21 protein-coding genes are annotated in these 13,848 nt (G+C 63.6%); 6 read left to right on the top strand and 15 right to left on the bottom strand.

Annotation, left to right across the window (positions count from 1 at the left end; genetic code table 11):
* Complete coding sequence (locus BI343_RS19975) at window positions 1–159, top strand: hypothetical protein (protein WP_169828994.1); 159 nt, start codon at window positions 1–3, stop codon at window positions 157–159.
* Window positions 160–229: 70 nt separating this feature from the next.
* Here the strand turns inward: BI343_RS19975 and BI343_RS08295 are convergent, their stop codons facing one another.
* The 5 genes from BI343_RS08295 to BI343_RS08275 all read right to left on the bottom strand — a co-directional run bounded on the left by BI343_RS08295 (window position 230) and on the right by BI343_RS08275 (window position 3,120).
* Window positions 230–763 (bottom strand): 2'-5' RNA ligase family protein, encoded by a 534-nt coding sequence (locus BI343_RS08295; protein ID WP_071109348.1) that lies wholly within the window; start codon window positions 761–763, stop codon window positions 230–232.
* Window positions 756–1,259 (bottom strand): GNAT family N-acetyltransferase, encoded by a 504-nt coding sequence (locus BI343_RS08290; protein ID WP_071109347.1) that lies wholly within the window; start codon window positions 1,257–1,259, stop codon window positions 756–758. Before BI343_RS08290 ends, BI343_RS08295 begins: the two co-directional genes overlap by 8 nt.
* Window positions 1,256–1,762, bottom strand: a complete 507-nt coding sequence (locus tag BI343_RS08285) for a GNAT family N-acetyltransferase (RefSeq protein ID WP_071109346.1) — start codon at window positions 1,760–1,762, stop codon at window positions 1,256–1,258. The genes BI343_RS08290 and BI343_RS08285 overlap by 4 nt, the downstream gene beginning before the upstream one ends.
* Window positions 1,759–2,283, bottom strand: a complete 525-nt coding sequence (locus BI343_RS08280; RefSeq protein ID WP_071109345.1) for a GNAT family N-acetyltransferase — start codon at window positions 2,281–2,283, stop codon at window positions 1,759–1,761. The genes BI343_RS08285 and BI343_RS08280 overlap by 4 nt, the downstream gene beginning before the upstream one ends.
* A 93-nt stretch (window positions 2,284–2,376) precedes the next feature.
* A complete protein-coding gene (locus tag BI343_RS08275) occupies window positions 2,377–3,120 on the bottom strand; it encodes a helix-turn-helix transcriptional regulator (protein ID WP_169828993.1) in 744 nt (247 codons plus the stop codon).
* 95 nt (window positions 3,121–3,215) lie between these two features.
* Here BI343_RS08275 and BI343_RS08270 point away from each other — a divergent pair, with 95 nt between their 5' ends.
* From BI343_RS08270 to BI343_RS08260, 3 genes are all read left to right on the top strand, one after another.
* The gene (locus BI343_RS08270; protein ID WP_071109344.1) at window positions 3,216–3,545 is read left to right on the top strand and encodes a DUF7709 family protein; all 330 of its coding nucleotides are present in this window, start codon (window positions 3,216–3,218) and stop codon (window positions 3,543–3,545) included.
* A gap of 78 nt (window positions 3,546–3,623) precedes the next feature.
* A complete protein-coding gene (locus BI343_RS08265) occupies window positions 3,624–4,175 on the top strand; it encodes a hydrolase (RefSeq protein ID WP_071109343.1) in 552 nt (183 codons plus the stop codon).
* Window positions 4,176–4,538: 363 nt separating this feature from the next.
* Window positions 4,539–4,868 carry a DUF2322 family protein gene (locus BI343_RS08260; RefSeq protein WP_071109342.1) on the top strand — a complete coding sequence of 110 codons (330 nt, stop codon included), beginning with the start codon at window positions 4,539–4,541 and terminating at the stop codon, window positions 4,866–4,868.
* A gap of 1 nt (window position 4,869) precedes the next feature.
* On the opposite strand, the gene BI343_RS08255 is transcribed toward BI343_RS08260, so the two are convergent.
* From BI343_RS08255 to BI343_RS08210, 10 genes are all read right to left on the bottom strand, one after another.
* Window positions 4,870–6,180 (bottom strand): anaerobic C4-dicarboxylate transporter family protein, encoded by a 1,311-nt coding sequence (locus BI343_RS08255; RefSeq protein WP_071109341.1) that lies wholly within the window; start codon window positions 6,178–6,180, stop codon window positions 4,870–4,872.
* Between the two features lie 87 nt (window positions 6,181–6,267).
* Entirely contained in the window at window positions 6,268–7,176 is a 909-nt protein-coding gene (locus tag BI343_RS08250; protein WP_071109340.1) for a MarR family transcriptional regulator, read from the bottom strand.
* A gap of 126 nt (window positions 7,177–7,302) precedes the next feature.
* Window positions 7,303–7,752: a 50S ribosomal protein L9 gene (rplI, locus tag BI343_RS08245; RefSeq protein ID WP_043624291.1), complete on the bottom strand. Its 450-nt coding sequence runs from the start codon at window positions 7,750–7,752 to the stop codon at window positions 7,303–7,305.
* 22 nt (window positions 7,753–7,774) lie between these two features.
* Window positions 7,775–8,002 (bottom strand): 30S ribosomal protein S18, encoded by a 228-nt coding sequence (gene rpsR / locus BI343_RS08240; RefSeq protein WP_011137185.1) that lies wholly within the window; start codon window positions 8,000–8,002, stop codon window positions 7,775–7,777.
* A 5-nt stretch (window positions 8,003–8,007) separates the two neighbouring features.
* Window positions 8,008–8,307 (bottom strand): primosomal replication protein N, encoded by a 300-nt coding sequence (priB, locus tag BI343_RS08235; RefSeq protein ID WP_071109339.1) that lies wholly within the window; start codon window positions 8,305–8,307, stop codon window positions 8,008–8,010.
* 18 nt (window positions 8,308–8,325) lie between these two features.
* Complete coding sequence (gene rpsF / locus BI343_RS08230; RefSeq protein ID WP_071109338.1) at window positions 8,326–8,700, bottom strand: 30S ribosomal protein S6; 375 nt, start codon at window positions 8,698–8,700, stop codon at window positions 8,326–8,328.
* Between the two features lie 156 nt (window positions 8,701–8,856).
* Entirely contained in the window at window positions 8,857–9,159 is a 303-nt protein-coding gene (locus BI343_RS08225; protein ID WP_043624298.1) for a hypothetical protein, read from the bottom strand.
* A 14-nt stretch (window positions 9,160–9,173) separates the two neighbouring features.
* Complete coding sequence (locus BI343_RS08220; RefSeq protein WP_043624301.1) at window positions 9,174–9,500, bottom strand: metal-sensitive transcriptional regulator; 327 nt, start codon at window positions 9,498–9,500, stop codon at window positions 9,174–9,176.
* A gap of 55 nt (window positions 9,501–9,555) precedes the next feature.
* The gene (locus BI343_RS08215) at window positions 9,556–11,037 is read right to left on the bottom strand and encodes a multicopper oxidase family protein (RefSeq protein WP_139165680.1); all 1,482 of its coding nucleotides are present in this window, start codon (window positions 11,035–11,037) and stop codon (window positions 9,556–9,558) included.
* A gap of 131 nt (window positions 11,038–11,168) precedes the next feature.
* Entirely contained in the window at window positions 11,169–11,960 is a 792-nt protein-coding gene (locus tag BI343_RS08210) for an inositol monophosphatase family protein (RefSeq protein WP_071109337.1), read from the bottom strand.
* Between the two features lie 145 nt (window positions 11,961–12,105).
* Here BI343_RS08210 and BI343_RS08205 point away from each other — a divergent pair, with 145 nt between their 5' ends.
* Window positions 12,106–12,867 carry an RNA methyltransferase gene (locus tag BI343_RS08205; RefSeq protein WP_071109336.1) on the top strand — a complete coding sequence of 254 codons (762 nt, stop codon included), beginning with the start codon at window positions 12,106–12,108 and terminating at the stop codon, window positions 12,865–12,867.
* Window positions 12,857–13,777 (top strand): DUF1853 family protein, encoded by a 921-nt coding sequence (locus BI343_RS08200; RefSeq protein ID WP_083340867.1) that lies wholly within the window; start codon window positions 12,857–12,859, stop codon window positions 13,775–13,777. Before BI343_RS08205 ends, BI343_RS08200 begins: the two co-directional genes overlap by 11 nt.
* The last annotated feature ends 71 nt before the right edge of the window (window positions 13,778–13,848 follow it).

Below are 13,848 nucleotides of genomic sequence, written 5' to 3'. Positions count from 1 at the left end.
ATGCTGAAGCAAACCGCCATCGCCGCCCTGTCCCTGATCCTGCTGTCCGGCGCCGCCGTAGCCGGCAGCGACGGCTACGACAATATGAAAACCATGCGAGACCGCATGAACGGCCAAACTGCGCAGACCAGCCAAGTCCAGGCTCCGGCGCAAAAGTAAGCGCCTGTTTGAGACAAGAAAAGCCGCGCGCTCCATGAGGAACGCGCGGCTTTTTATTGTTTCACCCCGCTTAAGCTGACAGCGTGCTCCGGTACAGGCACTCGCACGCCAAACTATTTCGGTCCAAGCGATACACCGACAAGCTCTCAACCCTTGCACTTGATGCAGGCGCTTCCGCCCTCATCAACAAGCCGTGCTCCACCTCGCCCAAAGGCGGGCCATTGCGCACGGTGCAGTGCGGCTCGTAGGTAAAAGCGGAAGTCCGCCAAGGCAGACCAGACACCGCCAAAGCCTGGTGCAAACGATCAAAAGGCTGCCTATCCCAGGGCGGCAGATAGTATATGCCAGTCCCCGCGAAGCGATGGACAGACCCCAGGCGCAAGTCGAAGGGATGGTGCCAAGCGCACAGCGCGTCCACCACCTGCGCGATGCTCTCCAGCGACGTATCGGCCGGCATAGGCCCCAGGCCGGACGAACCCGCCAGCGTGATTTCCACCGGCAGCCGCGCGCTGCGCGGACAAACCGCATCACGCAGGGCCTGCACTTGCTCTTTCAAGGGCGTTGGCACATCCAGCACCAGATAAATCACCCGAGACTCAAGCATGGCTCACTCTCGCCATCAGCAACGTGTCCCAATACTCGCCCTCGCGCAGCGAATGGGCTCGCAGCCTGGCCTCGGTCTCGAAGCCGAACTTGCGATACAGCGCGATGGCGGCGGCGTTGTCCGGATACACGCCCAGCTCGATGCGCTGCAGGCCCAGCCAGTTGTCAGCCAAATCCAGCATCGCCGCCATCAAGGCGCTGCCTACGCCCTTGCCTTGCCATTCCCGGCGCACCGCAATGCCCAAGCCAGCGCCATGGCTTTGCCGCGTCCCCTCCAGACGCCACAAGCCGCCATGGCCCAACAGCTTGCCGGCCGCATCCACGCATACCAACTGATAACGGCCCTCGCCCAGCAGGCGCTGAATGTTCTTCTGCCAATGGCTCAGCGAGGGGTGCGGCATCTGCAGCGTGTTGCGCACCACGCTGGCGTCCGCCATCAGCTCGCGCAAAGCGGGCGCGTCGTCCAGCTCGGCATGGCGAATTCGATAGTCGCTCATAAACCGCCCTCCCACAACCGCGCCATCGCCAGCACGTCGTGATAGGCACCGTCTCGCAGGGCGTAGGCACGCAGCCTGGCTTCAGGTTCGAAGCCAAAGCGGCGGTACAATGCCTGTGCGCGCGCGTTGTCGGCGAACACCGTCAGTTCGATGCGGCGCAAACCCAGCCAGTTATCAGCCAGCGCTATCGCCTCTTGCATCAGCAGCTTGCCTATGCCTTGTCCCTGCCAGTTTGCCGCCACGCCTATGCCCAGCTCCGCCGCGCCCGCCAGCCTGGGCTTGTCATGGGGCGACAGCATAACGGAGCCAGCCAATTCGCCCGTCGCCGATACCGCCAGCAATTCGACGCGGCTCGCATCGCGCTTGGCCATGCGCTGCCGCCGAGCGTGCAAACAGGGAAAGGGCAAACCCAGCATGGTGCCGAAGGTGCGGACATCGCTCATCATTGCATGGATCGCCTCGGCATCTTCCACTTCGGCATGACGTATGGTGATGCCATTCATGATTCCGCCCTCCTCGGCCAGTGCAGCCGCGACATCGCCAGCACGTCCTCCAGCTTGCCGGCGCGCAGCGTTTCGCGCTTGAGCCTCCCTTCGTACTCGAAGCCGAATTTTTCGTACAGCGCGATGGCGGGCGCGTTGTCATGCACCACTTTCAGCTCGATGCGGATCAGCCCCAGCCAGTTGTCGGCCAGATCCAGCACCGCCCGCATCAGGGCCGAGCCCACGCCCCTGCCCTGCCAGTCCTGGTCCACCAGCATGAACAGGCTGGCGGCGTGACGGGTGCGCGCCCGATCGTTGCCGATCAGGCCGCCCCAGCCCACCACGTCGCCCGCCTCGTTGCAGGCAACCAGCGCATGCACATGCGCCGGCTGTTCCAATAGCTGCTTTTCCGTGGCGGATAGCGGCTGGTAAGGCAGCTGCAAGGTGCCGGGGTAGACGCCGGGCTGGGTCTTGATGCGGTGGATGGCGGCCGCGTCGGAAGGCTCGCTGGCGCGGATGGAATAGGAATGGGCTTGGGACATGGTGGTCTCCTGAGTTGATGGGCATTGGCGGGATCGCCGCCAGGCCCGGCAGACCATCATGCCAAATAACTATTGTGCATTGCAATATAATTTTTATGCGGACAAGAACCTTCCCGGCGTCTGGCCAAAGCAGCGGCGGAAGGCGACGATGAAGGCGCTGCTGCCGGCATACCCCAGCTCCAGCGCGCAGTAACTGACGGATCGCCCCTCCGCCAGCAGCGCCTGCGCCCGCAACATGCGCAGCCGCTCGCGCCACTCGGCCACGCCCATGCCGGTTTCGGCGCGAAAGTGGCGGATCAGGCTGCGGCGCGACATGCCGATATGCTCGGCCCAGCGCTGCAAATCCCAGTCCAGCGCTGGGTCGGCCTGCAAAGCCTGCGCCAATTTGCGCAGCGCCGGATGGCGCGGCCAGGCCAGCGCCGCCGGATAGGGCGCGGCACAGGCCAGTTCGTCCGCCAGCACGCCAAGCAAGCGGCGGGCCGCTTCATCGCCCGCCTGCCGCGGCCAATCGGCCAAACGCTGGAAGAGGCCTTGCAACAGCGGTGTAGCCTGCCATACCCGCAAACCGGATGGCGCAGCTGGCAGCCACGTCATCTCCAACTGCAGGCTCCAGCCGCGCAAGGCGCCGTGGTAATGCGCGCCATGAGGCATGCCCGGCGGAATCCAGCCGACGCAGTCCGCAGCCAGCAGGATGCGTTCCGTTTCCGCCTCCAATTCCAGCGCGCCCTCGCGCACCCAGGTCAGCTGTCCGGCAGCGTGGGCATGGCGCTCGGTATGGTCGCCGACGCCATGCCGCAACTCGGTCATGCTCAGTCCGGACAGAATGGCTGGCTCCATATTGGCTCTTTTTGAATAGATATTGGCACTATATTTAAAGCAGGCCATTCGCGCCAGCGCGATACTAAGGGCTCATTTCCCCCCAGGAGCTCGACATGGACCGCATCGCACACACCGAAGAACTTTCCTCGATCAACCACAAAATCGTCGCCGACGGCGAAACGCTGCCTGCGGTGAAACTGCGCGACGGCAGCCTGGTGCAAACCGGCACCGTGGCGGCCATGCTGGTCAATCTTGCGGCCTATAACCAGGGCGAGCGTGGCGAGGTGGAACATCAATTGGCGCTGGCGGTACCCACCTTGCTCAAAGTGGGCCTGTTCGATCTGTTCCCGCCGGAGGAGTGGATGCGCGGCGACAATCCCGGGCGCCGCCTGATAGGAAAGCTAGCGCGCGACTGGCTGAACGAACAGGCCGTCAAGGCATAAATGCATTCACCAGCCGCCGCCGTCCACAGCGGGCGGCTTTGGCGTTAAGCTGTCGCTTCAAATCGACTGGAGTGGATCATGCTGATGCAAAAACAGAACGCCGGCCTGCTGGTGGTGGACATCCAGGACAAGCTGCTGCCGGCGGTGCACGATGCGGACGGACTATTGGCGCGCAGCCGCTGGCTGATTGCCGTGGCGCGCGACCACGGTCTGCCCATCGTGTTTTCCGAGCAATACCCGCGCGGCCTGGGCGGCACGCTGGCGACGCTGCGCGAAGCCGCGCCGCAAGCGCAGGTAGTGGATAAGCTGCACTTTTCCTGCGTGGCGGCAGAGTGCCTGCCGCCCACACTGATGGAAAGGCAGCAGATCATCGTATGCGGCATGGAAGCCCATGTTTGCGTGCTGCAGACGGTGTTGCAGTTGCTGGCTATCGGCAAGCAAGTGTTCGTGGTGGCCGATGCCGTCTCCAGCCGAAAACCGTCCGACATCGAGCTGGCGGTTGGCCGGATGCGCGCCGCCGGCGCCGTGATCGTCAGCCGGGAAATGGTGCTGTTCGAACTGCTGGAACAATCCGGCAGCGAGCATTTCAAGCAGATGAGCCAACGCTATCTGGTGGGCGAGCAGCCCTGAAAATGAATCGGGGTTGTCGAAGCTTACCTCTTCGACAACCCCGTCCAATGGCGGCTTTGCCGCTCTCATCCTCCCCTTTGCAGACCGGCGCGCGGACCTTGCGGTCCTGCTCACTAGCTTGCCCAATACCTAGCAAACAGCGTGCCAGCTTTTGCATGCTCAAAATCGCGGTTTTGACGGACGCATCACGCCATCTCACGACAAACAAGCACCTGAATGGTGCAAAGATTCATGACATGGCACCAAAATGAAACAGAAATTAATATTTCCTGTCAGATAACTGATACGTCTGCACTGGAACTGTCATCTTTCGCCCTTATCCTAAACAGGGAAAGCAAAGCGCACATAACAAGGAGAATGCCCATGACTTCGTTCCAGGATCTGCTGCCAACGCTGCCCGCCACCGACGGCATCGACGCCATCGTATTGCTCAGTCTGGAAGGCGAGGCGCTGCACCGGCTGGAAAACCGCCCCGGCACGGCGGGCTCCCTGCGCGTCTACCACGCGTTGGTGAAGCGCCACGGCCATATCGACCGCAAGGCGGCGCGCGAAGGACTGGAATTGTTCGCCGAGCATACCGCCGCCGCGCGCAGCCAACCCGGCAGCCATCCCAATATCGACCGCCTGCTGGCCATTGCCGAGCAAGGCGCGCCGGGACTGCGCGCCCGCGTGGTGCTGAAAGCCGAAGACTGAATCAACGCAGCGCCATCAGCGCAAAACCCGCCGCGATCGACACCGTGGTGCTGACCAATCCCGGCACGATGAAGCTGTGGTTGAATACCCAGCGGCCGATGCGCGTGGTGCCGGTGTAATCCATTTCCACCGCCGCGATCAGGCTGGGATAGCTCGGCAGCACATACACGCCCACCACCGCCGGATAGATGGCGATCAGCACCGGCGCGGCGATGCCCAGCGACACCCCCAGCGGCATCATCACCTTGGTGGTGGCGCCCTGGCTGAACAGAATCACCGCCATGGTGAACACCGCGAAGGCGAACAGCCAGGGGGCGGCTTCGATGATGCTGACGATATTGTGCTTGAACAGCGGCAGATTGCCCTGGATGAAGGTATCGCTCATCCAGGCCACGCCCAGGATGGTCACCGCCGCCACCGCGCCGGAGCGGAACATGCTGCCGGACACCATGGCCTGCAAATCGGCCTTGCACAGCAGCACCGCCAGCGCGGAGTAAGTCAGCATGCACATCTGGATCACATCCACCATCGCCACCGGCTCCAGCCCTTTGGCGCCGGGCCAGGCCGGGCGCAGCTGCGGCATGGCGGCCAGCAATACGATCAGCGCGACGGTCAGCAGGAAGCCGTACACCGACCAGGCCGCGCCGCGCGGCAGGTCGGCCGCATCGGCGCTTTGCGGCCGCGCGATCATGCCGGCCGCCAGCCGTTGCCGGTACACCGAATCATCGGCCAGCTCGCAGCCATAGCGCAGCATCGCCAGGCCGCCGGCCAAGGCCCCCAGCAGCGTCGCCGGTATGCTGATCATGACGATGTCGGTCAGGACAACGCCATGCGGCGCCAGCACCGTGGCCAGCGCCACGGTGGCGGCCGACACCGGGCAGGCGACAATGGCGTTCTGCGAGGCCACGGTCAGCCCGGCCAGCGGCCGCTCCGGGCGGATGCCGGTCTTCTCCGCCACCTCCACCACGATGGGCATCAGCGCCAAGGCGATGAAGCCGGTGCCGGCGAGAAAAGTGGACAGCCAGCCCACCAGCGGCGCCAGCAGCACGATATGGCGCGGATTGCGCCTGAGGAAGCGCGCCGCCACCTCCACCATGTAGTCCAGCCCCCTGGCCGACTGCAGCGCCGCCGACGCGGTGATGACCGAGATGATGATCAGAATGACGTCTATCGGCGCGTGCCCCGGCTTGAGGCCAAAGACGAAAGTCAGGATGAACAGGCCGGCGCCGCCGGTCACCCCCAGGCCGATGCCGCCCATCCGCACGCCAAGGAAAATCGCTCCGAGCACGACTAGCAGTTGCAGGTAAACCATAGTGCCGCTCCCCTTATCACAGAACCCGATTGTCGCAAGATAAACGGAACGGCGGCTTGTCCAGGATCAGGGCTGGCTTATATGCCGCTACAAGGCGCGCGCCATCGCGATCTCGCAACCGGCGCCATGGCCTGTCGCGCCCCAATGCGCCGGCAGCCGGACAAAGCCCTCGGCCTCATACAGGCAAACCGCCTCGGCCAGCGCCGCCGTGGTTTCCAGATAGCACTGGCGATAACCCAGCGCCCTGGCCTTGGCCAACAGCTGCCGCAGCAGGCGCCGGCCCAAGCCGCGCCGGCGCAGCGCGGCGTCGAAGTACATTTTCTGGAGTTCACACACGCCTTTTTCTCCGCCGGCCAGCGGCGCGATGCCGCCGCCGCCCAGCAGCCGGCCATCCGGGCCGACAATCACCAGATAGCGCGAATCGACACGGTTATACACGGAAAACAGCGCGTCCAGCTGCGGATCCATGAAGCCGCACCCTTGGCCCAGCCCGTACTCCGACGACACCTGCCGAATCAGCGCCGCCAGCGCGCCATTGTCCGCCGCCGCCAGCGACCGGATGACATAGCCCTGCTGCCTGCCGGCATGCTGCAGGGCGCGCCGGTACAGCCGCAACCCCTCTTCCAGCCTTGCCCGCTCCGCCTCGTCCAGCTGCAGCAGCACCCGCGCCATGTCGGCATCCATCGCCGCATGCAGCCGCCTCAGCCAGTCGCGGCCGGCATCGGTCAAGCCAGCCAGCTTGCTGCGGCCATCGGCCGGGCAATCGCGCCAGGCGATCAGGCCGCGCTCCGCCAAGCGCTGCAGCGGCCGGCTGCTATTGGACTTGTCCACGCGCAGCCGGTCCGCCAGCTGCTGATTGCTGGCCGGCCCGGCCTCCAGCTCGATCAGCAGATGCGCCTCCACCGGACTCAGCTCGACGTCGCCGCAACGTCCGGCCAGCATGCCCAGCTCCCTGACGATATCGCGCGACAGGCCGCGCAATTGACGCTCATCCATGGCTCACCCCTAATAGTTGCATAACGCAACCATAAAGGCATTTGGTTGCATTACGCAACCAAATTTTCCATGAACGTGAAAAAGCCCGCCGAAGCGGGCTTTTCGCTAAGCTTCCTGAAACAGGAATTAAGCTTCGCCGACCACAACCACCTTGATCGGAGCAACCACGTCGTGGTGCAGGGCGATCTCGATGTCGTATTCGCCGATGGCCTTGAACGGGCCGTTCGGCAGGCGAACTTCGTGACGCTTGATTTCGACGCCGAAAGCGGTAACCGCTTCAGCAACGTCGACGTTGGTCACGGAGCCGAACAGACGACCGTCCACACCGGCCTTCTGGGCGATGGTGATCACGGCTTCGTTCAGCTTCTCGGCGCGTACCTTGGCGTCGGCCAGGATAGCGGCTTGCTTGGCTTCCAGATCGGCGCGACGAGCTTCGAACTCTTTCAGGTTCGATTCGGTAGCGCGCTTGGCTTTGCCTTGCGGGATCAGGAAGTTACGGGCAAAGCCGTTCTTCACATTCACCACATCACCCAGTTGACCCAGGTTGGCAACTTTTTCGAGCAGAATGATTTGCATCTCTTAAGTTCCTTTCCCGGTCTTAGTGCTGGTCGGTGTACGGCAGGAAGGCCAGGAAGCGAGCACGCTTGATAGCGGTGGTCAGCTGACGCTGGTAGCGGGCCTTGGTGCCGGTGATGCGAGCCGGGATGATTTTGCCGTTTTCGGCGATGAAATCCTTCAGGAGATCAACGGACTTGTAGTCGATTTCCTTGATGCCTTCTGCCGTGAAGCGGCAGAACTTCTTGCGCTTGAAGAGTTGACGAGCCATTTTGACTAACCTTTTACAAATTCAACATATTCGATATTGAGTACCAACCGCGGATTGCGCAGACTGCGCTGACCCAGGAATCCAGTGACATTCATCACCTGCCCCGCCAGCTTCCCGGCATGTTTCCGGGCGTCTTCGCCTATCCATACGGCCTGTATATCGCAGGCCACATCACGCTCGAAGCCCCCGGCGCTTTGCCGGGATTGATGCTTGAGCCACATTTCCAGCACCGGCAAGCCGGCGGGCGTGTATCTCAGCGCATCTTCGCGCTCAACCGTGACGGTCAGTAGCAGACGATTCTGCAAGACCGCTACCTCTGCCTATCAGGCAGAAGCTTCAGTCTCGGCGGCCGGCTGGGCGTCCAGCAGGTTCTTCGCCTTTTCGTCCTTCATCATCGGGGACGCGTCGGTGATGGCGCGATCCAGCTTGATGCTGAGGTGACGCAGAACGGCGTCGTTGAACTTGAAGGCGTGCTCGATCTCGGCCAGGGTTTCCGACTGGCACTCAACGTTCATCAGAACGTAGTGAGCTTTGTGCAGCTTTTGGATCGGGTAAGCCAGTTGACGGCGGCCCCAGTCTTCCAGACGGTGGATCTTGCCTTCAGCGGCCAGAACCATGCCCTTGTAGCGCTCGATCATGGCCGGAACCTGTTCGGACTGGTCCGGGTGCACGATGAACACGATTTCGTAGTGACGCATGCGAACTCCTTTTGGCTATTCGTAGCCTTTTGCCATGCGGTTGCAAAAGGCAAGGTAGTAAACCGCAGCATTCTACGCACTTTGCTGCAGCTAGGCAAACATCAGTCGGTGGATTTTACGGATATGGGCTCGTCCGGCGCCGTGGCCGATGCGGATTTACAACTTTTTGCTGCGGCTGATATCCGTCACCACGCCGTTTTTCACGGTGACCGTGGTGGTGTAAGGCAACTGGTCGTTAGCCAGCCAGGTGAGGACGCGCGTACTGTCCACCGTCACCGTGCCATTGCCGCTCAAGCTTTTAGTCTGCGGGCCGTCGCTGGCGTAATCCGGCGCGCCGGCCTTGGATATCAGCTCGGCCTCCTGCATGCCGTTGTGCAGCCGGATATAAGTGGCAAACGGAATCGGCGCGGCCTGGGCGGCGCCGGCCAGCAGAACGGCCAGCCATAACAGTTTTTTCATTCTTCCCTCCCGCCTCAGCGGATTTTTTTCACCACGTCGATCAGCTCGGTCACCATGCCGGTGGCGTCGCCCTGCTGCATGGCGCGCGAGACGCAGCCCTTCATGTGGTTTTCCAGCAACTGCAGCGCCACCGCGTCCAGCGCGGACTTCACCGCCGCCACCTGGGTCAGCACGTCCACGCAGTAGCGATCCGATTCGATCATGCCGCTGATGCCGCGCACCTGTCCCTCTATCCGCGCCAGTCGCTTCAACAAGGCGGCCTTGCCCGGCTGCACCACCGTGCGTTCGGCAGGCGCGCGTTCGTGGCAGCAATCGTCTTTTGTATGGTTGGAGTCGGTCATCGTCGATCCCGATCAGTCAATGCGGCATTATCGCCGATTCTCATGCCGCCCGGCATCAGGCGCGCGCATCGAGCACACCCATCATGCCGGCATCCTCGTGCTCCAGGATATGGCAGTGAAACATCCTCGGCCCAGGCAATTCCTGGCGGAAGCGCAGCCTCACCTTCTGCTCCGGCGGCACGTTGACGACGTCGCGCCAGGCCAGATACGGCTCCTTTTTCCAGCCCTGGCCATCGTGCCGCTCGGTCACCTGGAACTGGGTGCCATGCAGGTGGAAGGGATGATCCATATCGGCCTGGTTATCAATCTCCCATTCTTCCACCTGGCCCACCTTGCCGATGAAATCCACGCGGTCCATGTCAAAGGTCTGGCCATTGATCAGGAACATGGCCGCCGGATTCGCCATATCCTCGCTGAACACCACGCGCCGCCTGACGGTTGGTTTGGGCAAAGCCGCCACCTTGCCGAGGCGGCGCGGCAACGCGGCGGTGGCCACGGCCGCGCCCGCCTCGATGCCCACCAGCGGCAAGGCCTTGTCCTGCTCCGGCCCCATCATCTTGCCGCGGGCGTACGGCAATGCCAGCAATCCGGATGGCTTGTCCGGCGCGAAACGGCCGGTCACCGCCAGCTCCACCCGCGCGCCGGGCGGCAGCAATACATATTCCATGCGTCGCGGCCGTTCGATCAGGCCGCCATCGGTGCCGACCAGCCAGACTTCATGCGCCGGCAGCGCCAGTTTCAGCACCCGCGCGCTGGTGGCGTTCCACACCCGCCAGCGCTGGCGCTCGCCCATGCCCAGCGTCAGCCTGGGCTGCCATGCGCCGTTGACCAGCACGAACTGCCCTTCGCGGCCATCCATTCGGTCCGCTTCGCTATTGGCGGCGATCTGCCCATCGTCATCCAGCTTCAGATCGGACAATACCAGCCAGCGCTCCGGCAGGTGGGCCAAAGGATCGTTGCGGCTTCTCACCACGAACACCCCCGCCAGGCCGCGATACACCTGCTCCGCGGTATAGCCATGCGGATGCGGATGGTACCAATAGGTGCCGGCGCTGCCTTGCGGCAGCGTGAAACGGTATTCGCGCGCCTGCCCCGGCTGCACCGCGTCATGCGGATTGCCATCCTGGTCGGCCGGAATCGGCAGGCCGTGCCAATGCACCGTGGTCGGCTGGGGCAAGCGGTTTTCGAAGCGCAGCGCCAGCGCCTCGCCTTCGAACAACTCGATGGCCGGGCCCGGCACGCTGTCGTTATAGGCCCAGAACGCCGTGGGCTTCCCTCCCGGCAGCAAGGGCAGATTCAGCGGCGCAGCGGTCAAACACCCGTGCAAGACGCCGTCCTTGCGCTCCAACGGCAAACGCAGCCCCTCCGGCAGCGCGCCGCCGCGCGGCATGCCCAGGGCCTGGACGCCAGGCATGACAGCCTCTGCCTGCTCCCCGCCATGCGCCGCCCCGGCCGTATCGGCCCGCGCGGAGCGGATCATCCATGGCGCCAGCGCCAGCGCGGCGCCCCATTGCATCAACCGACGTCGTTGCATCATTCGCTCCCTTTGATACCCCACATAGGTATATTCAAGATAGAACACCAACACGGCCAGCGGTTCCGCGCCATGGGCGCGCGGGCATAAAAAAACGGCAAGCCCAGGCTTGCCGTTTAGTGAAATCTGTTCGCTTACTTGGCGACGTGCGGCGTCAGCAGTTGCAGCAACTGGGCCAGAACTTTCGGACTGCCGGCCACGATGTCGCCGGACTCCAGCCAACCTTGTTCGCCGGTGAAGTCGGTGACGATGCCGCCCGCCTCTTGCACGATCAGGCTGCCGGCCGCGATGTCCCATGGCTTCAGGTTCAGCTCGAAGAAGCCCTCGACGCGGCCGCAGGCCACATTGCACAGATCCAGCGAAGCGGCGCCTTCGCGGCGCACGCCGGCGGTTTTGGCTATCACGTCCTTCAGCATGCCTAGGTACTGGTCGAGATAGCTCTGATCGGCCACCGGGAAACCGGTGGAAATCACGCACTCGTTCATCATGAAACGCTTGGACACGCGGATGCGGCGATCGTTGAGGAAGGCGCCCACGCCGCGCGAGGCGGTGAACAGATCGTTGCGGCTAGGGTCATAGACCACGGCCTGCTGGATCTGGCCCTTGTGCGCCAGCGCGATGGAAATGCCGTACTGCTGATGGCCGTGCAGGAAATTGGTGGTGCCGTCGATCGGGTCGATGATCCATTCGTATTCAGAAGAACCCACGCCTTTGGCGCCGGACTCTTCTGCTAGAATCGCGTGCTTCGGATAAGCTTCGAGAATAGTTTGGATGATCGCTTCTTCGGCAGCGCGATCCACCTCGGTCACAAAGTCATTGTGCTTTTTCTTCTCTACGCGGATGGTATCGAGATTAAGCGACGCGCGCTGGATAACACTGCCAGCGCGGCGAGCGGCTTTAACCGCGACATTGAGCATCGGATGCATTGACGGCCTCTACACTTGAACAATGGGCGGATGCCCGTCTATGACGCGACACCCGCCGGTAACAATCTGGGTTAAGGAACAAAAAAACCCGACGCGTGGGCGCGGGCTTTTGGTATTTGCCCGCTATTTTAATGTGAAAACGCCAATGAATAAACCCCAAGTACCTGATTTTCTGAAAAACATCCGCGTGGTGCTGGCCAGGCCCAACCATCCGGGCAATATCGGATCGGCCGCCCGCGCGATGAAAACCATGGGTTTGAGCCGGCTCTACCTGGTGGAGCCGAAGGTATTTCCCAGCGATGAGGCCAACACTCTGGCCTCCGGCGCAGTCGACCTGCTGGAGCGCGCCACCGTGGTATCGTCGCTGGCCGAAGCGCTGGCCGACGTCACCGTGGCCTGCGCGCTGACCAGCCGCCGCCGCGAACTGACCACCCCGTTGTCCACGCCGCGCCAGACCACCCCGGAACTGATCGCCCGCGCCCGCGACGGCGAGCAGGTGGCGCTGGTGTTCGGCAACGAAACCTTCGGCCTGTCGATCGAGGAAGTGGAGCAATGCAACCGGCTGGTCACCATCCCCGGCAACCCCGACTATTTCTCGCTGAACCTGGCGATGGCGGTGCAGGTGATGACTTACGAGCTGTTCAGCCACACTGGCGTGGACGTCGAATACCTGCGCGCCGACGGCGAAACCGCCACCCAGGGCGAGGTGGACGGCATGTGCGGACATCTGGAGCAGGCAATGGGCGAAATCGGCTACTTCGAACGCCGCAACGGCGAACGGCTGATGCGCCGGATGCGCACCATGTTCCATCGCGCCGGCCTGCTGCGCGAGGAAATCGACATCCTGCGCGGCTTCTACAAACAAGTGCAGCGCGTCGCCGGCAAAGCCTCCGGCCATGGCGACTGAGCCAGCCTTCGATCTGCCTTACGCGCACCCGGCGGTGCGCGACCTGGCCTTCCTGCTGACCTCCCCTTCTCCGTGGCGCTGCGGCGCCGACCTGCCGCCATCCTGCTTGCTGGGACCAGACGGCGCGGCGCTGCTGCGCGCGCTGGACCAAAACCCGGCGCCGCTGCTGGCCTGGCTGGCGGCCCGCCCCAGCAAACGGCTGGGCCACTATGCCGAAAGACTGTTTTCCTTCTGGTTCCGCCACGCGCCGCACATCCGCCTTGCCGCGGAAAACCTGACTGTCTGCAACGAGGAAGGGCGCACACTGGGCGAATTCGACTTCCTGCTTTGGCAGGATGGCGAGCCTTGGCATCTGGAAATCACCAGCAAGTTCTACCTGCAGCTGGGCGCGGGCCCGGACGGGCTGATCGGCCCCGGCCTGCGCGACGCCTGGCGTTTGAAAGCCGGCAAACTCGCCACCCAGCTGGAACTGAGCCGCCACCCGGCCGCCGCCACCCGCTTGCCGGACGGCTTTGCCGGCTGCCGCGTCGGCGCGCGCCTGACTGGCTGGTTCTTCTACCCGGCGGACCCGCCGCCATCGGCGCCGCTGGCCGCGGATCAGTTGCGCGGCTGGCACGCCCCCTTGGCGCTGCCCTGGCCGAGACGCCATGCCGACTCGCGCTGGGCTTGGCTGCCGCGCTTGTCATGGCTGGCGCCGGCCAAAGTGGACGCGGCTGACGCGCATGAGGAAGGCGAGCTGCGCGCGCGGCTGCAGCCCCATCCGACGCCGCAATTGGTGGCGGAACTGCAAGCGGCGGCGGACGGCAGCTGGCGCGAAGTGGCGCGCGGCTTCGTCACGCCGGCCGGATGGCCCGATCCAGACCGTCTGGCCGAGTTGCAAGCCCGCATCGCCGCCTTGCCGGCGCAATGACAGGCTTTTGCCACGCGATGCCAGTACCTGCATGCCCGCGCGCAAAAAAGCCCGCGGCCTTGCGGCGGCGG

Origin of the sequence: Chromobacterium amazonense, assembly GCF_001855565.1 — a bacterium.
Lineage (GTDB): Bacteria > Pseudomonadota > Gammaproteobacteria > Burkholderiales > Chromobacteriaceae > Chromobacterium > Chromobacterium amazonense.
This window is presented reverse-complemented; position numbering and strand designations above follow the sequence as displayed.